This is a genomic window from Paraburkholderia sp. UCT70 (assembly GCF_050434085.1).
GTDB lineage: Bacteria > Pseudomonadota > Gammaproteobacteria > Burkholderiales > Burkholderiaceae > Paraburkholderia > Paraburkholderia tuberum.
Genome location: NZ_JBNPVZ010000004.1, coordinates 1,494,052 through 1,517,328 on the forward strand (window position 1 = coordinate 1,494,052; position 23,277 = coordinate 1,517,328).

17 protein-coding genes and 1 pseudogene are annotated in these 23,277 nt (G+C 64.8%); 11 read left to right on the forward strand and 7 right to left on the reverse strand.

Going from position 1 to position 23,277, the window contains the following annotated elements:
- Nucleotides 1–2: 2 nt before the first annotated feature.
- The 4 genes from OKW41_RS32460 to OKW41_RS32475 all read left to right on the forward strand — a co-directional run bounded on the left by OKW41_RS32460 (nucleotide 3) and on the right by OKW41_RS32475 (nucleotide 6,903).
- Nucleotides 3–1,151 carry an efflux RND transporter periplasmic adaptor subunit gene (locus OKW41_RS32460; protein ID WP_429450198.1) on the forward strand — a complete coding sequence of 383 codons (1,149 nt, stop codon included), beginning with the start codon at nucleotides 3–5 and terminating at the stop codon, nucleotides 1,149–1,151.
- Nucleotides 1,148–4,276: an efflux RND transporter permease subunit gene (locus OKW41_RS32465; protein WP_429575180.1), complete on the forward strand. Its 3,129-nt coding sequence runs from the start codon at nucleotides 1,148–1,150 to the stop codon at nucleotides 4,274–4,276. Before OKW41_RS32460 ends, OKW41_RS32465 begins: the two co-directional genes overlap by 4 nt.
- 14 nt (nucleotides 4,277–4,290) lie before the next feature.
- Nucleotides 4,291–5,856: an efflux transporter outer membrane subunit gene (locus OKW41_RS32470; protein ID WP_429575181.1), complete on the forward strand. Its 1,566-nt coding sequence runs from the start codon at nucleotides 4,291–4,293 to the stop codon at nucleotides 5,854–5,856.
- A 687-nt stretch (nucleotides 5,857–6,543) separates the two neighbouring features.
- Nucleotides 6,544–6,903: a hypothetical protein gene (locus OKW41_RS32475; RefSeq protein WP_429575182.1), complete on the forward strand. Its 360-nt coding sequence runs from the start codon at nucleotides 6,544–6,546 to the stop codon at nucleotides 6,901–6,903.
- 82 nt (nucleotides 6,904–6,985) lie between these two features.
- Here OKW41_RS32475 and OKW41_RS32480 read toward each other — a convergent pair whose 3' ends face one another.
- Nucleotides 6,986–9,487, reverse strand: coding sequence for a penicillin-binding protein 1A (locus OKW41_RS32480; protein WP_429575183.1), 2,502 nt, complete (start codon nucleotides 9,485–9,487; stop codon nucleotides 6,986–6,988).
- Here OKW41_RS32480 and OKW41_RS32485 point away from each other — a divergent pair.
- The 4 genes from OKW41_RS32485 to OKW41_RS32500 all read left to right on the forward strand — a co-directional run bounded on the left by OKW41_RS32485 (nucleotide 9,486) and on the right by OKW41_RS32500 (nucleotide 13,195).
- Nucleotides 9,486–9,659 carry a hypothetical protein gene (locus OKW41_RS32485; RefSeq protein ID WP_429575184.1) on the forward strand — a complete coding sequence of 58 codons (174 nt, stop codon included), beginning with the start codon at nucleotides 9,486–9,488 and terminating at the stop codon, nucleotides 9,657–9,659. The genes OKW41_RS32480 and OKW41_RS32485 overlap by 2 nt on opposite strands.
- Nucleotides 9,660–10,042: 383 nt before the next feature.
- Entirely contained in the window at nucleotides 10,043–10,708 is a 666-nt protein-coding gene (locus OKW41_RS32490; protein ID WP_429575185.1) for a hypothetical protein, read from the forward strand.
- 460 nt (nucleotides 10,709–11,168) lie between these two features.
- Complete coding sequence (locus OKW41_RS32495) at nucleotides 11,169–11,849, forward strand: PspA/IM30 family protein (RefSeq protein WP_429575186.1); 681 nt, start codon at nucleotides 11,169–11,171, stop codon at nucleotides 11,847–11,849.
- Nucleotides 11,850–12,010: 161 nt separating this feature from the next.
- Nucleotides 12,011–13,195, forward strand: a complete 1,185-nt coding sequence (locus OKW41_RS32500; RefSeq protein ID WP_429575187.1) for a tetratricopeptide repeat protein — start codon at nucleotides 12,011–12,013, stop codon at nucleotides 13,193–13,195.
- Between the two features lie 93 nt (nucleotides 13,196–13,288).
- Here OKW41_RS32500 and OKW41_RS32505 read toward each other — a convergent pair.
- Nucleotides 13,289–13,393: pseudogene (locus tag OKW41_RS32505) on the reverse strand (TetR family transcriptional regulator); the annotation flags it as partial.
- A gap of 138 nt (nucleotides 13,394–13,531) precedes the next feature.
- Between OKW41_RS32505 and OKW41_RS32510 the strand changes: the two are divergent.
- Nucleotides 13,532–15,022 (forward strand): flavin-containing monooxygenase, encoded by a 1,491-nt coding sequence (locus OKW41_RS32510; RefSeq protein WP_429575188.1) that lies wholly within the window; start codon nucleotides 13,532–13,534, stop codon nucleotides 15,020–15,022.
- Between the two features lie 247 nt (nucleotides 15,023–15,269).
- Here OKW41_RS32510 and OKW41_RS32515 read toward each other — a convergent pair whose 3' ends face one another.
- From OKW41_RS32515 to OKW41_RS32530, 4 genes are all read right to left on the reverse strand, one after another.
- The gene (locus OKW41_RS32515) at nucleotides 15,270–16,088 is read right to left on the reverse strand and encodes an ABC transporter permease subunit (protein WP_018417711.1); all 819 of its coding nucleotides are present in this window, start codon (nucleotides 16,086–16,088) and stop codon (nucleotides 15,270–15,272) included.
- Nucleotides 16,085–17,017, reverse strand: a complete 933-nt coding sequence (locus OKW41_RS32520) for an ABC transporter permease subunit (protein WP_429450220.1) — start codon at nucleotides 17,015–17,017, stop codon at nucleotides 16,085–16,087. Before OKW41_RS32520 ends, OKW41_RS32515 begins: the two co-directional genes overlap by 4 nt.
- The gene (locus OKW41_RS32525; RefSeq protein ID WP_429575189.1) at nucleotides 17,014–18,183 is read right to left on the reverse strand and encodes an ABC transporter ATP-binding protein; all 1,170 of its coding nucleotides are present in this window, start codon (nucleotides 18,181–18,183) and stop codon (nucleotides 17,014–17,016) included. Before OKW41_RS32525 ends, OKW41_RS32520 begins: the two co-directional genes overlap by 4 nt.
- 90 nt (nucleotides 18,184–18,273) lie before the next feature.
- Complete coding sequence (locus OKW41_RS32530) at nucleotides 18,274–19,374, reverse strand: polyamine ABC transporter substrate-binding protein (protein ID WP_429575190.1); 1,101 nt, start codon at nucleotides 19,372–19,374, stop codon at nucleotides 18,274–18,276.
- 533 nt (nucleotides 19,375–19,907) lie between these two features.
- Between OKW41_RS32530 and OKW41_RS32535 the strand changes: the two genes are divergently transcribed.
- Together OKW41_RS32535 and OKW41_RS32540 are read left to right on the forward strand one after the other, a co-directional pair.
- Nucleotides 19,908–21,209 carry an Nramp family divalent metal transporter gene (locus OKW41_RS32535; protein ID WP_429575191.1) on the forward strand — a complete coding sequence of 434 codons (1,302 nt, stop codon included), beginning with the start codon at nucleotides 19,908–19,910 and terminating at the stop codon, nucleotides 21,207–21,209.
- Between the two features lie 123 nt (nucleotides 21,210–21,332).
- Nucleotides 21,333–21,536: a DUF1289 domain-containing protein gene (locus OKW41_RS32540; protein WP_429450227.1), complete on the forward strand. Its 204-nt coding sequence runs from the start codon at nucleotides 21,333–21,335 to the stop codon at nucleotides 21,534–21,536.
- 108 nt (nucleotides 21,537–21,644) lie between these two features.
- Here OKW41_RS32540 and OKW41_RS32545 read toward each other — a convergent pair whose 3' ends face one another.
- Nucleotides 21,645–23,237, reverse strand: a complete 1,593-nt coding sequence (locus tag OKW41_RS32545) for an ABC-F family ATPase (RefSeq protein WP_429575192.1) — start codon at nucleotides 23,235–23,237, stop codon at nucleotides 21,645–21,647.
- Between the last annotated feature and the right edge of the window lie 40 nt (nucleotides 23,238–23,277).

Below are 23,277 nucleotides of genomic sequence, written 5' to 3' on the forward strand. Positions count from 1 at the left end.
CGATGCGCCAGCAGTCTCCCCCATCCTCTCACCGCGGTTTCTCCAGGCAGACCTGCGCGCTGGCGCTGGCAGGCGTGCTCGCGCTCGCGGCCTGCTCGAAGAAGGAAGCCGCGACGCCCGCGCCGCGCCCGGTGGTCGCGCTCGCCGTGCATGCGGACGGCCACGCGCTGCAGGCGGCGTCGCTGCCCGGCGAAGTGCAGGCGCGCTATTCGACGCCGCTGTCGTTCCGCGTCGCCGGCAAGATCATCGAGCGGCGGGTACGGCTCGGCGACAGGGTGAGAAGCGGCGAAGTCGTCGCGCTGCTCGACCCGGCCGATGCGCAGAAAAACGCCGCGAGCACGCAAGCGCAGCTCGACGCCGCGCAGCACAACCTCGTCTATGCTCAGCAGCAGCTCGAACGCGACAGGGCGCAGACCAAAGAGAACCTGATCGCGCCCGCGCAGCTCGAACAGACCACCAACGCCTACGCGTCCGCGCTCGCGCAGCGCGATCAGGCGCAGCAGCAGGCGGCACTCGCGAAGAACCAGTTGCAGTACACGACGCTCGTCGCCGGTCATGCGGGCGTCATCACGGCTGAACAGGCGGACACGGGCCAGAACGTGTCGGCGGGTCAGGCCGTCTACAACCTCGCGTGGAGCGGCGACGTCGACGTGCTGTGCGACGTGCCCGAAAGCGCGCTCGCCGCATTCGCGGTCGGCCAGAACGCGAGCGTCACGCTCGCCGCGCTGCCGGGCCGCAAGCTCGGCGCACGCGTGCGCGAGCTGTCGCCGGCCGCCGATCCGCAAAGCCGCACCTGGCGCGCGCGTCTGACCCTGCTCGATGCCGGCGCCGACGTGCGCCTCGGCATGACCGCCGACGTCACGCCGGCCGTGCCGCTCGCCGCGGCCGCCGCGCAGCACGGCGTGTTCACGCTGCCGGTCACCGCGCTGTTTCACGAGGGGCGCGAACCGGCCGTGTGGGTCGTGCGCGCCGCGGACAACACGGTCGAGCTGCGTCGCGTGACCGTCACGCGCTACTACGAGCGCACATTCGTCGTCAGCGACGGCCTGAAAGATGGCGAAAGCGTCGTGCTGCAAGGCGTGCACACCGTGAGCGCCGGCCAGAAAGTCCGCGCGATCGCGCCGCTGCATCCCGAGGACTTCGCTTCATGAGCACGTCGCACGAAGAAGGACGCTTCAATCTGTCCGCGTGGGCGCTGCGTCATCAGGCGCTGGTCGTATTCCTGATCGCGCTCGCCACCGCGTTCGGCATCCTCGCCTACACGCGGCTCGCGCAGTCGGAAGACCCGCCCTTCACGTTCCGCGTGATGGTGATCCGCACGTACTGGCCGGGTGCCACCGGGCGCCAGGTGCAGGAGCAGTTGACCGATCGCATCGGCCGCAAGCTGCAGGAAACGCCGCACATCGATTTCGTGCGCAGCTACTCGCGTCCCGGCGAATCGCTGATCTTCTTCACGATGAAGGACTCGGCGCCGGTGAGCCAGGTGCCCGAGACGTGGTACCAGGTGCGCAAGAAAGTCGGCGACATCGCGACGAGCTTGCCGCCGGGCATCCAGGGCCCGTTCTTCAACGATGAATTCGGCGACGTCTACACCAACATCTACACGCTCGAAGGCGACGGCTTTTCCGCCGCGCAACTGCACGATTACGCGGACCAGCTACGCTCGGTGCTGCTGCGCGTGCCGGGCGTCGGCAAGGTCGACTATTTCGGCGATCCCGATCAGCACATCTACATCGAGATCGCGAACACGCAGTTGACGCGTCTCGGCATCTCGCCACAACAGCTTGGGCAGGCGATCAACGCGCAGAACACGATCGCTCCCGCGGGTACGCTGACCACCACGGACGACCGCGTGTTCGTGCGCCCGAGCGGCCAGTTCAACGACGTGGGCGCGCTCGCCGACACGCTGATCCGCATCAACAACCGCACGTTCCGTCTCGGCGACATCGCGACGATCAAGCGCGGCTACGACGACCCGGTCGTCACGCAGATGCGCTTCGGCGGCAAACCCGTGCTCGGTATCGGCGTGACGATGCAGCCGGGCGGCGACGTGATCCGCCTCGGCCGCGCGCTCGACCAGCAGATGACCCAACTGCGCGCCGCGCTGCCCGCCGGATTGAATCTCGTCGAAGTATCGAGCATGCCGCACGCGGTCGCGCGCTCGGTCAACGACTTCCTCGAAGCGGTCGCCGAAGCGGTCGGGATCGTGTTGATCGTGAGCCTCGTGTCGCTCGGCGTGCGCACCGGCATGGTGGTCGTGATCTCGATTCCGGTGGTGCTCGCGGTCACCGCGCTGTGCATGTACCTGTTCGATATCGGCCTGCACAAGGTATCGCTCGGCACACTCGTGCTCGCGCTCGGCCTGCTCGTCGACGATGCGATCATCGCGGTCGAAATGATGTCGGTGAAGCTCGAGCAAGGCTGGAACCGCACGCGCGCCGCGGCCTTCGCGTACACCAGCACCGCGTTTCCGATGCTGACCGGCACGCTCGTCACCGTATCCGGCTTCCTGCCGATCGCGCTCGCGAAGTCGAGCACCGGCGAGTACACGCGCTCGATCTTCGAGGTGTCGGCGATCGCGCTGATCGCGTCGTGGCTCGCGGCGGTCGTGCTGATTCCGCTGCTCGGCTATCACATGCTGCCCGAGCGCAAGCGCCATGCGCACGAGCCTGACGATCACGAACATGACATCTACGACACGCGCTTCTACACGCGTTTGCGCGGCTGGATCGGCTGGTGCATCGAGCGGCGCTTCGTCGTGCTCGCGATCACCGTGCTGCTGTTCGTGCTCGCGATGGCCGCCTTCTCGCTCGTGCCGCAGCAGTTCTTCCCGAGCTCGGACCGGCCGGAGTTGCTGGTCGATGTGCGGCTGCCCGAAGGCGCGTCGTTCGATGCAACGCTGCGCCAGGCGCAGCGCCTCGAACAGGTTCTCAAAGGGCGGCCTGAAATCGATCACTCAGTCAGCTTCGTCGGCACCGGCGCGCCGCGCTTCTATCTGCCGCTCGATCAGCAATTGCAGCAGCCGAACTTCGCACAGTTCGTGATCACCGCGAAGTCGGTCAAGGATCGCGAGAAGCTCGCGCAGTGGCTCGAACCGGAGTTGCTCAACAACTTCCCGGCGATCCGCACGCGCCTGTCGCGCCTCGAGAACGGGCCGCCGGTCGGCTATCCGGTGCAGTTCCGCGTGAGCGGCGACGACATCGCGACCGTGCGCTCGATCGCCGAACGCGTCGCCGCGACGATGCGCGCCAATCGCGGCACGCGCAACGTGCAGTTCGACTGGGACGAACCCGCCGAGCGCTCGGTGCGCTTCGAGATCGACCAGAAACGCGCGCGCGAACTCGGCGTGACGTCCGAAGACATCGCCAGCTTTCTCGCGATGACGATGTCCGGCTACACGGTCACGCAGTATCGGGAGCGCGACAAGCTGATCAGCGTCGATCTGCGCGCGCCGCGCGCCGAACGCGTCGACCCGTCGCAGCTGACCGCGCTCGCGATGTCGACGCCGAACGGGCCGGTGCCGCTCGGCACGCTCGGACATCTGCGCAACGACCTCGAATACGGCGTGATCTGGGAACGCGACCGTCAGCCGACCATCACCGTGCAGTCGGACGTGTCGGCCGGCGCGCAAGGCATCGACGTCACGCACGCGGTGGACCGCGCGCTCGCGCCGATCCGCGCGACGCTGCCGGTCGGCTACCGGATCGAGATCGGCGGCTCCGTCGAGGAAAGCGCCAAGGGTCAAACCTCGATCAACGCGCAGATTCCGATCATGGTGATCGCGGTGCTCATGCTGCTGATGATCCAGCTGCAAAGCTTCGCGCGCGTGCTGATGGTCGTCCTGACCGCGCCGCTCGGCCTGATCGGCGTCGTGCTCACCTTGCTGCTGTTCGGCCAGCCGTTCGGCTTCGTCGCGATGCTCGGCGTGATCGCGATGTTCGGCATCATCATGCGCAACTCGGTGATTCTCGTCGATCAGATCGAGCAGGACATTGCGTCGGGGCACAAGCGTTTCGATGCGATCGTCGGCGCGACCGTGCGGCGGTTCCGGCCGATCACGCTGACCGCCGCGGCCGCCGTGCTCGCGCTGATCCCGCTGCTGCGCTCCAACTTCTTCGGGCCGATGGCGACCGCGCTGATGGGCGGCATCACGAGCGCGACGATCCTCACGCTGTTCTATCTGCCCGCGTTGTACGCCGCGTCGTTCCGCGTACGCGCCGACGAGCGAGAGCCGCAGACGCCGTCCGGTGCCGGCGCCACGCACACGGGTAACTGAGCATGAGCACGAGCATGACTATTCCCGCCCTCTCCCGCCACCGCCGCGCGCGCTTCGACGCGCTGGCCCGTATCACGCTTGCCACCAGCATCGCCAGCATCACCTGCATGCTCGGCGCCTGCTCGTTCGGACCTAACGGCGACGCGCCCGCGATGCCGCAGCCCGCGCACTACGGTGCCGAGCCGCTACCGACGCAAACCGTGCCCGCGCAGGGCGTCACGCAGCAGTTCGTGACCGGCGCACAGCCGGTGCCCGAATGGTGGAAGCTGTACCGCTCGGATGCGCTGAACGCGCTCGTCGACGAAGGCCTGCGCAATAGTCCGACGCTCGACGCGACCGACCGCAGTCTCGCCGCCGCGCGCGAACAATTGCGCGCGCAGGTCGGCAGCTCGCTGCTGCCGACCATCGACGCCGGCGGCCAGGCCACCCGCAATCGCGCGCTCGCGATCCCCGAGATCGGACCGAACACGTTTCTGTACAACGTGTTCGTCGGCCAGTTGCAGGCGCACTACACGTTCGATCTGTTCGGCGCCGCGCGTCTCGCGAACACGGCGCTCGCCGCGCGCGTGAACGTGCAGGTCTACCAGCTCGAGGCGGCGCGGCGCGCGCTCGCCGCGAACATCGTGACCGCGACGATCACGAGCGCCGCGCTGCATGCTCAGATCGACACGACCGAGCGGCTCGTGGTCCTCGCCAATGATCAGGCGCGCGATACCGAACGGCGCTTCGCGCTCGGCGCGGTATCGCATGCCGATCTGCTGAACGCGCAGCAGAGCGCGGCGAGCGTGTCGGCAAGTCTGCCGGCGCTGAAGCAGCAGTGGCTCACCACACGTCACGCGCTCGCGGTGCTGCTCGGCCGCACGCCCGATGCCGCGCCGGACGACATCGATCTCGCGCAGTTGCATGTGCCGGAGCAGGTGCCGGTGGTCGTGCCGTCCGAGCTGCTGCGCACGCGGCCTGACATCGAGGCCGCCGACGCCGCGCTGAAGGCCGCCGCGACCGATGTCGGCGTCGCCACCGCGCAGATGTTCCCGAGTCTGTCGCTGTCGGCATCGATGGGACAAGGCGGGTTTAGCTGGCCGGTCGCGATGTCCGGTGCGGGGGCGATCTGGAGCATCGGCGCGTCGCTGTCGCAACCGCTGTTTCATGGCGGCGCGCTGCTCGCGCAGCGCCGCGCGGCACAGCACACGTACGAAGCGAGCGTGTCGCAGTACAAACAGACCGTGCTGGCCGCGTTTCAGAACGTCGCCGACACGCTCGCCTCACTCGAGCACGACGCGCAGTCGCTTGACGCCGCGAACGTCGCCGCGCGTTCTGCACAGGGCGTGTTCAACGAGACCTCGGCGCGCTATCGGCTCGGCGCGCTGCCCGTCGCCGCGACGCGTTCGAGCGAGCAGCAATGGCGCAACGCGCAGCTCGACGAGATCCGCTATATGAGCGCGCGGCTGACGGATACGGCCGCGCTGTTTCAGGCGATGGGGAATCCGCCGGTTGATCAGGCCGGCGCATCATCGGCTGCGGCGACTTCGGCTTCTGCGCCTGCATCGGTTGGGACGACGAACACGGCGACATCCAACTAAATCCCGGATTCCGTACGGAACGCGGCGCACTTATCCCCAGTTCGTGTTGATGAGCCTGTTGAAAACTGTCTGAACAACGGGCTAACGCATTGAACCTAATACGATTTGTTTGTACGGTGCGAAACGAATCAGAAGCAAGCCACAGGACACGTGCTCTGCAGCGCCTCAACGGTGTTTATCGATCACTGAATCGTGCTATCAGATCGATGCATGCTTGAGGCGCGAAAGGACTTGCCCACTCTTGCGAGCTTTTGAACTCGGGCTCAAGACGAGCAAGCGCCTCAGATAGACACTGCGACCGTTGCGCTTCGAGAGGCAAATGACCGGTCTCTGATCGAATGACGATGAAGACATCAAAGTCCGGATCGCGATCGGCAATCCCGTCTAACTGATTCTTAAGAGCGAGTAGCGACTGAGGAATTTGCAGGAGCCATCGGTGGATTGGCAGCGGGCACGGGAGGCATGTGGGCAGGTGCGGCGGCTGGCGCGGCATGGGCTGGCACATGGGCCGCGCCATCGTTGATGATTCCGGTCGTAGGAGAGTTGGCGGAAGGCGGGGCAATTGTGCTGGGGGGTATTGCCGGTGGAATGATGGCGAGCTGGCTCGGCCACAATGTCGGCAAGGAGGCCGCAGAGAATATCTGGCGCCTCGCCCCAATCAAATGGAAATAGAGCTACGACATGATAATGAGCCGGATCAACTCCTGGCCGCTAGGACGTCTGCCGTCACGCAGATTCTCCTTCGCTCTATCCCTGAGCGATAAGGGTCTCGTCGTGACAAATCAGCAAGGCGAGCAACACATTGCCTGGGGAGATATTTGCGAAATCGTCGCTACGCGGTCAGAACAATGGCTTGGAAATTCGATCGTATTGCTCGTCCGGCTAGACGATGGCCGTACCATGACCGTGCCGGAAGGCGATTCAGCCTGGCATGATCTGACCATGAAGTTATCGGAGCATCTTGCCGGCGCGAAACGCTACGAGGAGTGGGCACTTCAGTCCGCTTTTTCCGACGATGTGCCTCGCGTCGAGGTGTTTCGCCGCTGACATGACGGTATGCGGCGAGAGCGGGACCGTGCCCGTATCGCTTAAGAATCCGTGGCCCCCCGCGCATCCGCCATCCGAGACATCAAGGCTTGTTCGACTCGAACAGATCCATAATCTGCTTCTTCTCGGTCGTCGACACGCTCGGCGGCGGCACCACCGGCGGCGTCATGCCCGCCGGGCCGACACCGCCCACCGCATCGGTCGCGCCGGCCATCGGATTGCCCGAATCGAGACCGATGCTCGCGACGAAGCCTTGCCCCGGCAACTTGTCGGTAAAGAACAGCTCGCCGTTCATCACCGTCACACCGTCGGGTTGCTGCGGCTCGGCCTGTGGCACACCGCGCAGCGCGCGCTGCATGTACTCGACCCAGATCGGCAGCGCGAGCTGCGCGCCGAATTCGCGGCTGCCGAGACTCTTCGGCTGGTCGTAGCCCATCCACGCGACCGCCACCAGCGACTGCTGATAGCCGGCGAACCAGCCGTCCTTCGCGTCGTTGGTCGTACCGGTCTTGCCCTGCAGGTCCGAGCGCTTCAACACGTTGGTGCCCGCGCCCGTACCCGCGGTCGCGACCGAGTGCAACAGGCTGTTCATGATGTATGCGTTACGCGGCTCAAGCGTGCGCGGCGCGTCGTGCCCAGCGACGAGCGGCTGCGCGCGCGAGATCGCCACGCCACGCGCGTCGGTCACTTCGTTGATCAGATACGGATTGATCCGGTAGCCGCCGTTCGCGAACACCGAGTACGCGCCCGCCGATTGCAGCGGCGTGACGAGGCCCGCGCCCAGCGCCATCGGCAGATACGGCGGGGTCTTGTCGGCGTCGAAGCCGAAGCGCTGCGTGACGAAGTCCTGCGCGTACCTGGTGCCGATGAACGACAGGATGCGGATCGACACGAGGTTCTTCGACTTCTGCAGCGCGAGGCGCATCGACATCGGACCGTCAGGCTGGTCGTCGTCCTTCGGCTCCCACGCGTCGCCGCCCGGCGTGCTCGGCGGGAAGTACAGCGGCGCGTCGTTGATGATCGTCGCCGGTGCGAGCCCCTTGTCGAGCGCCGCCGAATAGATGAACGGCTTGAAGCTCGAACCCGGCTGCCGCCACGCTTGCGTTACATGGTTGAACTTGTTCTTGTTGAAGTCGAAACCACCGATCAGCGCGCGGATCGCGCCGTCCTGCGGCGTCAGCGACACGAGCGCGCCCTCGACCTGCGGCAACTGCGTGATCTGCCAGTTGCCCTTGTCGTCGGCGACGAGGCGCACGATCGAACCCGGCTTGATGCGCAGCGTCGCGTTTGCGCGCGGGCTCAGCGCCGCGGCGACGAAGCGCAGGCCGTCGCCCGACACCGTCACCTGGGTGCCGTCGACCAATTGCGCGACCACCTGCTTCGCGCTCGCGTCCGTCACCACGCCGGCGATGATCTCGCCGTTGTCCGGGTGATCGGTCAGCGCGTCGTCGATCGTCTGGTCGCGGTCGTCGCCCGCCTCGGGCAACTGCACGAAGCCTTCCGGTCCGCGATAGCCGTGGCGCCGCTCGTAGTCCATCACGCCCTTGCGCACCGCGCGATACGCGGCGTCCTGATCGGCGGAATCGATCGTGGTGGTCACGTTCAGGCCGCGCCTATAGGTTTCGTCCTTGTACTGCGCGTACATCATCTGCCGCACCATTTCGGCGACGTACTCGGCGTGCACGCTGTACTCGTTGCCCGAATTCTTCGTGTGAATCTCTTCCTTCACGGCCTGGTCGTACTGCTGCTGCGTGATGTAGTTCAGCTCGAGCATGCGTCGCAGGATGTACTCCTGACGGATCTTCGCGCGCTTCGGATTGACGACCGGGTTGTACGCGGACGGCGCCTTCGGCAGGCCCGCGAGCATCGCGGCCTGGGCCAGCGTGAGGTCCTTCAGGTCCTTGCCGAAGTACACGCGCGCGGCCGCGGCGAAGCCGTACGCGCGCTCGCCCAGATAGATCTGGTTCATGTACAGCTCGAGGATCTGGTCTTTCGTCAGCGCTCGCTCGATCTTGTACGCGAGCAGCATCTCGTAGATCTTGCGCGTGTACGTCTTCTCGCTGGAGAGGAAGAAGTTGCGCGCGACCTGCATCGTGATCGTGCTCGCGCCCTGCGACGCGCCACCATGCGCAAGGTCGGCGAAACCGGCGCGCAGGATGCCGACGAAGTCGACGCCGCCGTGTTCGTAAAAGCGGTAGTCCTCGATCGCGAGCACCGCTTTTTTCATCTGGTCGGGGATGTCCTGGAAGCGCACCAGGCTGCGCCGCTCCTCGCCGAATTCGCCGATCAGCACGTGATCGGCGGTGTAGACGCGCAGCGGAACTTTCGGGCGATAGTCGGTCAGCGCGTCGAGCGACGGCAATTGCGGCCCCATCACGACGAGCGCATAACCGACGATCAGCGCCCCGACCACGGCGACGGTCGCGATCAGGCCGAAGAACCACAGCACGAGCGACGCGCCGATCGAACGACGGCCGCGCTCGGGCTCGCGCGAGGCGGCATTGCGTCCAGGGGTGCGTTGGTGGGAGTCCCGGTCTTCACCGGCCGGAGAGTTCGAGGAATGCGGTCGTTTGATGATTGGCATGACTGGAATAATGGGCCCGCAACTGCGCGCCTGTCTGCACGCGCTCGCGGCGCGCGCATGGGTCGTGTTCGACATCCTGGCCGGGACGTACGCCGCCCTGCGGACCTCGCCCCCGGCCGGCCGCACGGCACGCCTCGGACCATGTCCGGCGCAACGTAACAGCGCATTTTAAAGAAATCGGCAGCGGTCCAAGGCAGTTTTTTTGTAAGAATTCCCTTCGCCGGCCGCCTTTTTCTGGTAAGGGTCTGTAATTTCGCGCAGCGCGCATTGCAGCGTGCGATGCGCTGCATATGCGGGGTTATCAACATTTTCTGTTGAAAGGGCTGTGGACAAACCGGCCGCAAACACTACAACTCATTGATGTCACGGGATTTTCGCACCGCGCTTGTTCCGTGGCGGCGCAACTCGTCATATGATGAACCCCGCGCGCGTCCCTCGATGCGCGCGACGGGGACCCCAACGGCGGGATCCAACGGCAGTTCCGATGACGGGTTCCGACACCGTATCCGGAGGCACGCGCCGATCCGCCCATGCTAACAAGACTGCGAGTCGATCATGTCCAAGCCCAGTGAGCGCATCGTCGTATTCGTCACGACCGCGCAGAAACGTGCGATCACCGCGACTGCCGAGGATCTGGGCATCAGCGTGAGTGAACTGATGCGGCGCGCGGTGCTGAGCTTCGGCGCGACCAGCGAACAGGTCAAGGCCGCGAGCATCGTCGACCGGCTGCGCGCGCCGCGCGCGCCCGATCCGCTGAACGCGGCGCTGCAGCGCGTCGCGCGCGGTACGCGCTATGCGCGCGCCGCGCTGCCGGTAGCGCTGCAAGCGGATGAGAAAGACGCGGCGGCTCCGGCGGCGGCTGGCGCGGCCGATGCCGTGGATTCGCCCTCGATGCAGCAAGCCGGTCGCCCCGCTCTCGCGACCGACGCTGCGGATGCCCCCGCCCCGCTGCTTCCCGCGGGTGTCGCCGCCGCGCTCGCCGCCGGGCAGGACGAACAGGCCGCGGCCACCGCCGAAGCCGTCGCGCGTCTGACGGCAGCACGAGCCGCCGAAAACGCGGTAAACGCCGAAGCGGACGCAATCGACGACGCCGCGTCGAAACGGCTACCCGGCAGGTCGGCGCGTCTGCGCAACTCACTCAAGCGCCGCCCCAACGACCAGGACTCCGACGACGACGAACCGCACAGCGACCCAAGCGCCGAAGGCGGCCGTTTCGCGTGACGGAAAGCGTGACGGAAAATTACTGCGCACCGAGCCGCAATCACTGCATCCGAGCGATGCAGGCGAGCGTACGCAGCGAGTCCCCGTTGCATATCGTTACATCAGTGACACCTGCGTGAAACACCGCTCGGTAACGCCCGCCCACACCCGCAAACAGCGGCTTTTCGCGCATCGTTCGAGTCTTCGGCTAGCCGCATCGTTTAAGCCATCTTTAAGACAGCTGATGGTGTAATATCCGCCGTCAAGTCCATGCCCATCGCGGCTTTCCATCATCCAGGCAATCCTCAACCGGCATTGCGCCTCAACAAAAACGGACCGCGCTATTGCAATTGGCAAGTGCGCCCCGAACTCCGGTCCGAACGTTGCGCAGCATGGCGCACGGCGGCGTAAAGTAGCAGTAGTTCAAGGCAGTCAGGCGCGCACGCATCGTCGGCGCCGCTCACATTCTCTGGAGGTTTTCATGTCGCTTTTTGACAGCATTTCGCGCACGCTCAAAGGTCTTTTGAACGATGCGGCCGATTCGGTGCAGGATCCGTCGCGCGACTCGCGCCAGATCGTGCGCGAACTCGACGACAGCATCGGCAAGGCCGAAAACTCGCTGATCGAGATTCAGGCGCAGGTCGCCACCCAGCAAAGCAAGCGCGATGTTGCCGCGGACAAGGCGAAGAAGTATGAAGACGGTGCTCGCCGTGCGCTGCAGTCCGGCGACGAAGCGCTCGCGCGTGAAGCGCTCAGCGCGCAGGCCACGGCCGAAGCCGAACGCGATGCGCTGACCAAAGAACTGACTTCGCTGGAGCCGTCGGTCGCGCAACTGAAGAGCCAGATCGAGGACATGCGCACGCGCCGCAACGACCTGAACGGGCGCTCGAACATCCTGCAAGCCAAGCAGCAGATCGCGCAGGCGAAAGATACCGCGGCCACCGCACTCGGCGGCATCGGCGGCACGAACCTGTCCGAGGATTTCCAGAAGCTCGAAGATAAAGTCGCGCTGTCGAACGCGCGTTCCGACGCACGTCTGAACTCCGCCGACGAGAAAAGCGGCAAGGCGCTCGACGACAAGCTCGCGGATCTGAACCGCGGCCCGTCCGTCGACGACCGGCTCGAAGCGCTGAAGAAGCAGCTCAATACGCCGGCGCAGTAAATGCTCGATGCGTGTACTTCCTCGCAGCAAGTACACGCAGCAATGACAGCAGTAGCAGTACATGCCGGTGCGCTCGCTTCTGAACGCACCGGCATACCGGCCGCCACAGGCAGCCACCGCAATCGACTGATGGAGACGGGCGCGCCCCGCCCGGTCCGCAAATGAAAAAACTTTTCGCAACCGCCTTCGCTTCGCTGCTGCTCGTGTCGGCCGCGGCGTTCGCGGTGCCGACCGCCCAGCAAATCGAATCGGCGATGTCGCAGGGCAACTGGCAGCAGGCCGACGCCGGCCTCACCGAAGTGTTGCAAGCGCATCCGAACAACGCACACGCGCACTATCTGTACGCCCAGGTGCTCGATCGCGAAGGCCGTTCCGCCGAGGCGCTCGCGCAGGTCCAACAGGCAAAGACGCTCGATCCGCAGATCCGCTTCACCGACCCGGGCCGCTTCGCGCAAACCGAAGCGCGCCTGCGCCGCGACGCGGAACGCGCGGGCGGCAACGTCACCCGTCACGCCGCGAATCCGTTCGCGCAGCAGAATGCGCCTGCTGTGCAGCAACAGTCGGCGATGATGTCACAAGCGCAACAACGGCATGGTCCGGGGGTGGGTATGTGGATCGGTATCATTGTTCTGATCGCGGTGATCGCGCTCGTGCTGCGCTGGACCTTGCGCCGCGCGCGCAGCCAGGAAGACACGCGCGCCGACGAGGATCGCCGCGCGCAATTGAAGCGCGCCACCGACATGCTCAACACGGTGCGTTCGATCAAGCTCGACGTGAAGCTGTCCACCGCGCCGGGTCACGAGTTGCTCGAGAAAGACGTGGAAGCGACCGAAGAACAGTTGCGCGGCGCCGTCGAAACGCTGTCGAACGGCAAGAATCCGCTGCCGCCCTATGCACTCGACGAGTTCGAGCAGCGCATCGCGAGCCTGCGCGCGCGCGCCGACGGCCGGCCCGATCCAACCGCCGCGTCCGTGGGCAGCGCTCAGCAATCGACGTACGCGCAGGAGGCCGAGCGCTTCGGCAACCCGCAACCGCCGTATCCGCAACAGGGTCCCTATCAGCAGCCGCCGCAGGTCATCGTGCAGCAAGGCGGTGGCATGGGTGGCGGCATGGGCGGTCTGCTGACCGGCGTGCTGCTTGGCGAGGCGCTCGGTCATGGGCGTGACCGCGTAGTCGAGCGCGACGTGATCGTCGACCCCGACGAACTGCGCCGGCGCGGCAACGACGGCGGAAACGGCGGCGGCCTCGACTTCGGTCAGGGTTCGAACGACTGGAACGATGACGGCAGCGGCGGCGGCATCGACATGGGCAGCAACGACGATTCCGGCGGTTGGACCGATACCTGATCGAACCCGATCGATCCGCGTCGAATGAAAAGACAGGCTCCTTCGCGGAGCCTGTTTTTTGCCTGCCGGTTTTGTGTACCGCCTTTTTTCGAGTCAGGCCCGCGCCGACTCCGCCTGGCTACCCTCGTGCTGCGCGAGCACGACCGCCCCCGCAAACAGCCGCACGATGAAACGTTCCGCGTAATCGATCAATGCGTCTGTCTACCCTGCGCGTTAAGCCGTGTGTAGACAGCTGTAGACGCGCGATTTCGCCCCTGCCCGTCGCGCCGCGCGAGTCCAGCGCGCCGTAGCCGCTATCGTTTCACCCGCCGCTTTCGCCCCGTGCCGGAGACCGCTGTGACGCCTGTCCCTTCCGCTTCATCCACCGCGCTGCGCATTGCTATCGTCGGCAGTGGCTTTGCCGGCATCGGCATGGCCATCCGTCTGCAGCAAATGGGCATCACGTCGTTTACGGTCTATGAAGCCGCCAGCGGCATCGGCGGCACATGGCGTGACAATACCTACCCCGGCGCGGCCTGCGATGTCCCCTCGCATCTCTATTCGTTCTCGTTCGAGGCGAATCCGGCGTGGTCGCGCTCGTTCAGCAGCCAGGCCGAAATTCTCGCGTATCTGCAGCACTGCGCGCGCAAGTACGGCGTCGATCGCTACGTGCGCTGCAATGCGAAAGTGAGCGCGGCGCGCTTCGACGAAGCGCGGCAGATCTGGCTCGTCGAGCTCGACACGAACGGCGCGCGCGAAATCGTCGAGGCCGACGTGCTGATCGCCGCGAACGGTCCGCTGTCGCGTCCCGCGCTGCCGCGCATCGCCGGCATCGAACGTTTCGAGGGCAAGCTGTTCCACTCGGCGCGCTGGGATCACGCCTATCCGCTCAACGGCAAACGCGTCGCGGTAATCGGCACCGGCGCCAGCGCGATCCAGTTCGTGCCGAAAATCCAGCCGCGTGTCGCGCATCTGGCTCTGTTCCAGCGCACCGCGCCGTGGGTGATGCCGAAGCGCGACAAGCCGATCGGCCTGCGCGCGCAATGGCTGTTCCGTACGCTGCCGTTCACGCAGCGCTTCGTTCGCAGCGCGATCTATTGGCAGCTCGAGTCGCGTGGGATCGCGTTCGTCGTCAATCCGAAGCTGATGAAGATGCCGATGAAGTTCGGCCTCAGCTATCTGCAGCGACGCGTCAAGGACCCGGCGCTGCGCGCGAAGCTCACGCCGAACTACCGGCTCGGCTGCAAGCGCGTGCTGCTGTCGAGCGACTATTACCCGGCCGTCTGTCAGCCGAACGTCGACGTCGTGACGAGCGGTATCCGCGAGATCGTCGCGGATGGCATCGTGACCGACGACGGTCTGCATCACCGCGCGGACGCGATCATCTGCGGCACCGGCTTCCAGGTCAACGACGTGCCCGCGCCGTTCGAAGTGACCGGCCTCGACGGCACCGACCTCAGCTCGCTATGGCTGCGCGATGGCCCCGAGGCCTATCTCGGCACGAGCATCGCGAACTTCCCGAACTTCTTCATGATCGTCGGCCCGAACACGGGGCTCGGCCATAACTCGATGATCTACATGATCGAGTCGCAACTGCGGTATATCGGCGATTGCCTGCGCGTGCTGCGCAAACAGAATGCGCGCACGATGACCTTGCGCGCCGACGTGCAGCGCGATTTCAACGCGCGTTTGCAACAGGAGATGCGGCACGCGGTGTGGACGAGCGGCTGCCACAGCTGGTATCAAACGCAGAGCGGCAAAGTCACCGCGATCTGGCCCGGCTTCACGTTCAGCTTTCGCAAGCGTACGCGTCGCGTGCGCCCGCAGGATTACTGCTTCGCGCGTTGAGTCCGCACAATGGCAATCCGGCGCCGCGGGCATGGGCCGGCGCATTCGTTACCCGCCACCGCTCAGCAACTGCAACAGCTCCCACAGAAACTTCACGATGATCACGATCAGTTCCCACAGCCGATAGAGCGGCTGCCAGTCCAGCACGCGCAGAAGGGACTCGATCATCGCTATCGTCAGAAGAAGTGAGGGCCGCGATTTCCAGTTCGATCACGCGTCGCGCGCGATGTCCGCGCGTCGCGCAAGCTCAAACCGCCATCATGACCCGCTTGCGCTCCGCGCGCTGCATGAAGAAGTTCGCCGCGACGACGCCGACCGTGACGACCGCGATGAACAGCGTCGCGAGCGCATTCATCTCCGGGTTCAGACCAAGTCGCACGCGCGAGAACACGACGAGCGGCAAGGTCGTCGAACCGGGACCCGACAGGAACGCGGACAGCACCACGTCGTCGATAGACAGCGTGAACGACAGCAGCCAGCCCGACACCAGCGCCTGTGAGATCAGCGGCAGCGTGACGAAGAAGAACACGCGCAGCGGTGTCGCGCCGAGGTCGAGCGCGGCTTCCTCGAGCGACGGATGCAGTTCGCGCACGCGCGATTGCACGATGATCGCGACGTACGAAATGCACAGCATCACGTGACCGATCCAGATCGTGAAGATGCCGCGTTCGGCCGGCCAGCCGATCCAGCGCGCCATTTCGATGAACAGCAGCAACAGCGAGATGCCCTGAATCACTTCGGGGATCACCAGCGGCGCGTTGATCATGCCGGTGTACAGCGTGAAGCCGCGAAAGCGCCCCATGCGCGCGAGCACGAAGCCGGCCCACGTACCGATGATCACCGACGCGAACGCCGTCAGCAGGCCGATACGCAGCGACAGCCACGCCGACGTGATCAGCTCGCCGTCCTGCAACAGCGCCGCGTACCAGCGCGTCGAGAAGCGCGTCCACACCGTCACCAGTTGCGATTCGTTGAACGAATACACGACGAGGCTGACGATCGGGATATACAGAAACAGAAAGCCGATGCCCAGAGCGATCAACTGCAGCATGCGATTCGGCTTCATTGGCGGCCCTCCTCCAATGCCTTCGCCTGGGCATGCTGGAACAGCGCCATCGGCACCAGCAGCAGCAACACCATCGCGCATGTGACGGCGGACGCCATCGGCCAGTCGGCGTTGTCGAAGAACTCATTCCACATCACGCGGCCGATCATCAGCGTGTTCGCGCCGCCGAGCAACTCGGGAATCACGTACTCGCCGACCGCCGGAATGAACACCAGCAGACAGCCCGCGATGATGCCGTTCTTCGACAGCGGCAGCGTGATCTGCCAGAACGCCTTCCACGGCTTCGCGCCGAGGTCGTAGGCGGCTTCCAGCAAGGTCAGGTCCATTTTCACGAGATGCGCGTACAGCGGCATCACGAGAAACGGCAGGTACGAATAGACCATGCCGATATAGACCGCCGTGTTCGTGTGATACAGCTCGATCGGCGAATGGATCAGACCGAGCGACATCAGGAAGTTATTCAGCAGCCCGTTGTTCTTCAGAATGCCGATCCATGCGTACACGCGGATCAGGAACGAGGTCCAGAATGGCAGCATCACGGCCATCATCAGCAGATTGCGGGTGGCCGGATTGGAGCGCGCGATGTAGTACGCCATCGGATAGCCGATCAGCAGACACAGCACGGTCGAAATCGCCGCGACCACGACCGAATTCACATAGGTCGCGAAGTACAGGCTGTCGGTCAACAGAAACGCGTAGTGCGACAGATCGAGCGTGATGTGCAGCGCGCCTTCCGCGAAGGTGACGAGCTGCGTGTACGGCGGAATGCCGAGCTGCGAATCGGCGAAGCTGATCTTCACGACCAGCAGGAACGGCACGAGGAAAAACAGCAGCAGCCAGATGAACGGCCCCGCCACCACCGCGGTGCGTCCCCTGAACTTCAGACGCCGCGCGGGCCACGCGAAAAAAGACGAAAGCGCCTCTTTCATGACGTCAGCACCACGCCGGCCGATGCGCTCCAGCGCACGTAGACTTCGTCGCCCCAGGTCGGCGGATCGATTTCGGTGAGCGCCAGGCTCGTCACGTTCGCGATCACGGTCTTGCCGCCGTCGAGCTTCACGTGATACAGCGAATAGCCGCCCATGTACGCAATATTCGTGACGACGCCCCTGCCCCAGTTGTAGGCGCCCTCCGGCGGCTTACGCGTGAGGGCGATGCGTTCGGGCCGCACCGAGATCGTCACCGGCATGCCTAGCGGACCGGTGATGCCGTGATTGACGTGCAAATGGCACGTCAGATCCGGCGTTTCGATGAACACGTGATCGGGTTCGTCCTCGACCGTATGGCCTTCGAACAGATTGGTCGAGCCGATGAATTCCGCCGAGAAACGGCTGTTCGGGTACTCGTAGACTTCATGCGGCGTGCCGAGCTGCACGATCTGGCCTTCGCTCATCACGGCGAGGCGGTTGGCCATCGTCATCGCTTCCTCCTGATCGTGCGTGACCATCATGCAGGTGACGCCGACCTGGTCGAGAATGTTGACGAGCTCGATCTGCGTGCGCTGGCGGATCTGCTTGTCGAGCGCCGACATCGGCTCGTCGAGTAGCAGCAGCTTCGGCCGCTTGACGAGCGAGCGCGCGAGCGCAACGCGCTGCTGCTGGCCGCCCGATAGCTGATGCGGCTTGCGCTTCGCGAAGCGGCCCATCTGCACGAGTTCGAGCGCGTTGTGCAGGCGGTCTTTCAGCTCGGCCTTCGGCACGCCTTCCTGCTTCAGACCGAACGCCACGTTCGCCTCGACCGTCATGTGCGGAAAGAGCGCGTACGACTGGAACATCATGTTGACCGGCCGGCGATACGGCGGCAGTTGTGCGAGATCTTCGCCATCGATCAGGATCTTGCCCGACGTCACGGTTTCGAGCCCGGCCATCATGCGCAGGAGGGTCGACTTGCCGCAGCCCGAGCTGCCGAGCAGCGCGAACAGCTCGCCCTTCTTCACCGTCAGATTGACCCCTTTGACCGCGACGGTTTCGCCGAACTTCTTCACGACATCGACGATCTGGATGAACTGCTCCGTTGCGTCGCCCGTAACGGCTTTCGAGCCTGTCGACGGCACGGCCGCCGTCCCGGCCAGCGCGCCCGGCTGGTCACTACTCATCATAATGCTGCTTCACTCCGGCGTTTGACGAACAAAGCCCCCGGTGAACACCGAGGGCTTCATAGGCTTCTTATCTGTTTGTTGCCCCGCTTAGCGGCCGGACTTGAACTCGGTCCACAGCCGCGTTTGCAGCCGCTGGATTTCCTGCGGTAGCGGCTTCAACAGGAACAGCGTCTTGATGGTTTCCGGCAACGGGTACACGGCCGGATCGTTCGCGACGTCCTTGTCCACGTACTTGCGCGCTTCCATATTGACGCTCGGGTAGTACACGGCGTTGGTGATCGCAGCGTGCACCTGCGGCGTCTCGATGTAGTTGATCCACTCGAGCGCGGCTTCCTTGTGCTTCGCGTCCTTCGGAATCGCCATCACGTCGAACCACACCGGCGCGCCGCCCTTCGGCACGAAGTACTCGATCTTGTACGGCTTCTTCGCCTCGATCGCGCGATGCTTGGCGATCACGACGTCGCCCGACCAGCCATACGCGAAGCAGATGTCGCCGCCGACGAGGTCGTTGATGTAGCCCGACGAGTTGAACTGCGTGATGTACGGGCGGATCTTTTTCAGCATCGCGAGCGCGGCGCGGTAGTCGGCCGGGTTCGTGCTCATCGGGTCTTTGCCCATGTAGTGCAGCGCGGCTGCGAACATCTGGTCCGGCGCGTCGAGCACCGACACGCCGCAGGCCTTGAGCTTCGAGATGTTTTCCGGCTTGAACAGGATGTCCCAGCTATCGAGCGGCGCGTCCTTGCCGAGGATCTGCTGGACCTTCGTCACGTTGTAGCCGAGGCCGGTCGTGCCGTACGCCCAGGGCACCACGTACTTGTTGCCCGGATCCGCGCCGGCGACGAGCGCCATCAGCGACGGGTCGAGGTACTTCAGGTTCGGCAGCTTCGATTTGTCGAGCGGCTCGAAGATGCCCGCGGCGATCTGCTTGCCCGCGTAGTTGCTGGTCGGCACGACGATGTCGTAGCCCGAATTGCCGGTGAGCAGCTTCGCCTGCAGCGTGTCGTCGCTGTCGTAGTTGTCGTACTTGACCTGGACGCCGGTCTGTTTGGTGAAGTTCGGGATCGTGTCCTTCGCGATGTAGTCGGACCAGTTATACACGTTGAGCTGCGTATCCTTCGCAGCGGCCGTCAACCACGGCGCCGCGCACAAGATCAGCGCCGCCATATGCCCCACTATCCGCTTGTTCATCCCGTTCTCCGATCCTCTCGTCACTCAAGCCGCGCCGTCACCCGCACGGTCCCCTGAAAACCCCGAAAACTACCACCAATTATTGCCCGCACAAAAAAAAACCCGGAGCTGTCGCGCAAACGGTACAGGCTCTGGCCGCACCCTTGCAAAATGGGCGCAATTTTAACGGGTTATCGGCGCCTGTCTACCGAAAAATACGCGGGCGTCGGTCGCGCTTTATCCGCGCCGGGCACCGGCTGCGGGGTTTCGTCGAGTCGCTGTCATCTGGTTGTCAGGTCGGCGTTGGCTCGCACCTGGGTGGCGCGCCGCCCTGGCCCGCGCGAGTGCCGGACGGTGCTCGCCGGTTCAGAGCCGCGTCGGCGTCCGGCGCGCCTTTCATGCGCCGCGGCGCCGCCACGACGGCTCGAATGCTCCTATCATGATCTTTTGATGCGTATTGCGCGACGTCGTCGTGCGATGGCCGGCCAGCCGCTGCGCGCGTGCGATGGGCATGTGACTTTCAACAGGATGCGTTTCCCAGAAGCTCTGGCACGATGAACACCAATCCTTTCGCGACGCGTCCCAACCGGCGCCGACGTCTGCCGGTCGAGCCGACGCGTCCGGCGCACTGGTTCTCGTTCCTCGGCGCCGGCGCGCTGATCGCGGTCGGCTATATCGATCCCGGCAACTGGGCGACCGCGCTCGGCGCCGGCGCGGGCTACGGCTACCGCCTGCTCGGCATCGTGCTGCTGTCGAGCCTGATGGGGATGCTGATGCAATGGCTGTCGTCGCGCCTCGGCGTCGTGACCGGGCGCGACCTCGCGCAATTGTGCCGCGAGCGCAATGGCCGGCGCGCGACGCTGTTCCTGTGGCTGACGAGCGAGGTCGCGATCATCGCCTGCGATGTCGCCGAGGTGGTCGGCAGCGCGGTCGCGCTGCAACTGCTGCTCGGCGTGTCGCTGACGGTCGGCGTGCTGATGTCGGCGGTCTGCACCTTCGCGCTGCTCGCGCTCCAGCAGAAAGGCGGCCGCAGGCTGGAGGCGGTGATCGCCGCGCTGATCGGCTTCGTCGGCCTGTGCTTCGTCGTGCAGCTCGCGCTCGCGCGACCCGACTGGCACGCGGCGCTCGCCGGCACCGCGCCGAGCCTGGAGCTGATCAGGAGCGCGGGCATGCTGTGGCTAGCGGCCGGCATCGTCGGCGCGACGGTCATGCCGCACAACCTGTATCTGCATTCGGCGCTGGTCAAGCATCACGCGCCCGACAGCAGCGACGCGCAGATCAAGGCCGCGCTGCACGTCGTCAATCTCGATACCTTTGGGTCGCTTGCGTTCGCGTTCGTGATCAACGCGGCGCTGCTGATCGTCGCGGCCGCCGTGTTCTATGCCAGCGGCCATCGCGACGTGACCGATTTGGCCGATGCGCATCGGCTGATCGCGCCGCTCGTCGGCAGCCGCTGGGCCGGCATCCTGTTCGCGACGGCGCTGCTCGCGTGCGGACTCAGCGCGACCGTCACCGGCACGCTGGCCGGTCAGACGGTGATGGAGGGCTTCCTGCGGCTGCGGTTACCGCGCTGGAAACGCGCGCTGCTCACGCGTGCGCTCGCGATCGGGCCGGCCCTGCTCGCGGTGGGCGTGTTCGGCCAGCATGGCTCGAATCAGTTGCTGGTCGCGAGCCAGGTCGTGCTGAGCTTGCAATTGCCGCTCGCGGTCGTGCCGCTGATCCGCTGCGCTTCCGATGCGGCGCTGATGCGCGGCTGGCGCGTGCACGGCGTGCCGCTCGTGCTGTCGTGGCTGTCGGCGGCGTTCATCATTGCGCTCAATGGCGCGCTGATGTGGCAACTGGCGACTTCGGCGTGATCGCAGACGCAAAGGTCAGCGCAATTGACATGAAGTTCGCACGACGCTGAGCGGCGCACGCAAGGCGCACGGCGCGCATCGGTTAACATAGCGGGACTTCGCCTCCCCGCCTCAAGGTTTCCGATGACTTCGAATCTCCACGATCTTCCCGACAGCCCGTGCATCGGCGTCTGCTCCACGCTCTTCGACGAGGTCTGTAAAGGCTGCGGCCGCACCGCCAGCGAGGTGTCGAACTGGGTGTTTCTGAGCGACGAGGAAAAGCGCGCGATCTGGGCCCGGATCGAACGGGAAGGCACGGCGATGCGGTTTCAGAACGACAAGGTGTGAGCGTGTTCGTTGCGCGCATCGCACGTTGACGCGACCATAAAAAAAAGCCCGCTTCGACGAAGCGGGCTTTTTGCTGCGACGCGATTCGATCAGCGTGAATCGAAACGCTTACTGCACGCCCTGACTCGTCAGGAAGTCCTCGTAGTTGCCACCGAAGTCGTTCAGCGTGCCATTGGTCTTCACTTCGATGATCCGGTTCGCGAGGCCGCTCACGAACTCGCGGTCGTGGGAGACGAAAATCAGCGTGCCGTCGAACTTGTCGAGCGCGATCTGCAGCGACTCGATCGACTCCATATCCATGTGGTTGGTCGGCTCGTCCATCAGCAGCACGTTGTGGCGGCCCAGCATCAGCTTGCCCCAGATCATGCGGCCCTTCTCGCCGCCCGACAGCACCTTGACCGACTTGCGAATGTCGTCCGCATTGAACAGCAGCCGGCCGAGCGTGCCGCGCACCATCTGCTCGTCGTCGCCTTCCTTGCGGTACTGGTCGATCCAGTCCATCAGCGTGACGTCGCTCGGAAACTCTTCGTACGTGTCCTGCGGCATGTAGCCGACGTTGGCGTTTTCCGCCCACTTCACCGTGCCGTGGTCGAGTTGCAGATTGCCGAGCAACGAGCGCAGCAGCGTGGTCTTGCCCGCGCCGTTCTCGCCGATGATCGCGATGCGCTCGCCCGGCTGCACGCTGATGCTGAAGTTATTGAAGATCGAGCGCTCGTATTTCTTGGAGATGCTGTCGGCGACCACCGCGATGTTGTGCAGCTTCTTCTCGAACTCGAAGCGGATGAACGGGTTCTGCCGCGACGACGGCTTGAATTCCTCGATCTTGATCTTGTCGATCATCTTCAGACGGCTGGTGGCCTGGCGCGCCTTCGACTTGTTCGCCGAGAAGCGGCGCACGAAGTCCTGCAGATCGGCCACGCGCTCCTTCGCCTTCGCGTTGGCGGTCTGCTGACGCTCGCGCGCCTGCGTGCTGGCGAGCATGTAGTCGTCGTAGTTGCCCGGATAGACCTTCAGCGTGCCGTAGTCCATGTCGGCCATGTGCGTGCAGACCTGGTTCAGGAAGTGCCGGTCGTGCGAGATGATGATCATCGTCGAGTTGTACTGGTTGAGAACATCTTCCAGCCAACGGATCGAGTTGATGTCGAGGTTGTTGGTCGGCTCATCCAGCAGCAGCACGTCCGGCTTCGAGAACAGCGCCTGCGCGAGCAGCACGCGCAGCTTCCAGCCAGGCGCCACGTTGCTCATCGGGCCGTTGTGGTCTTCGATCGCGATGCCGATGCCGAGCAGCAGTTCGCCCGCGCGCGCCTCGGCCGTGTAGCCGTCGTACTCGGCGAACTTCGCTTCGAGTTCGGCCGCGTGCATGTAGTCGTCGTCGGTCGCGTCGGGGTTCGCGTAGATCGCGTCGCGCTCGGTCATCGCGGCCCACATTTCGGCATGGCCCATCATCACGACGTCGAGCACGCGCACGTCTTCGTACGCGAACTGGTCCTGGCGCAGCTTGCCCAGACGCACGTTCGGCTCGAGCATCACGTTGCCCGAGCTGGGCTCGAGATCCGAACCGAGAATCTTCATGAAGGTGGACTTACCGCAGCCGTTCGCACCGATCAAGCCATAGCGATTCCCTCCCCCAAATTTGACCGAAATGTTCTCGAAGAGGGGCTTCGGCCCGAATTGCATGGTGATATTGGCAGTAGACAGCACAGCGCGTCCCTTTGAATGTGATATCGGCGAAAAACCTAAC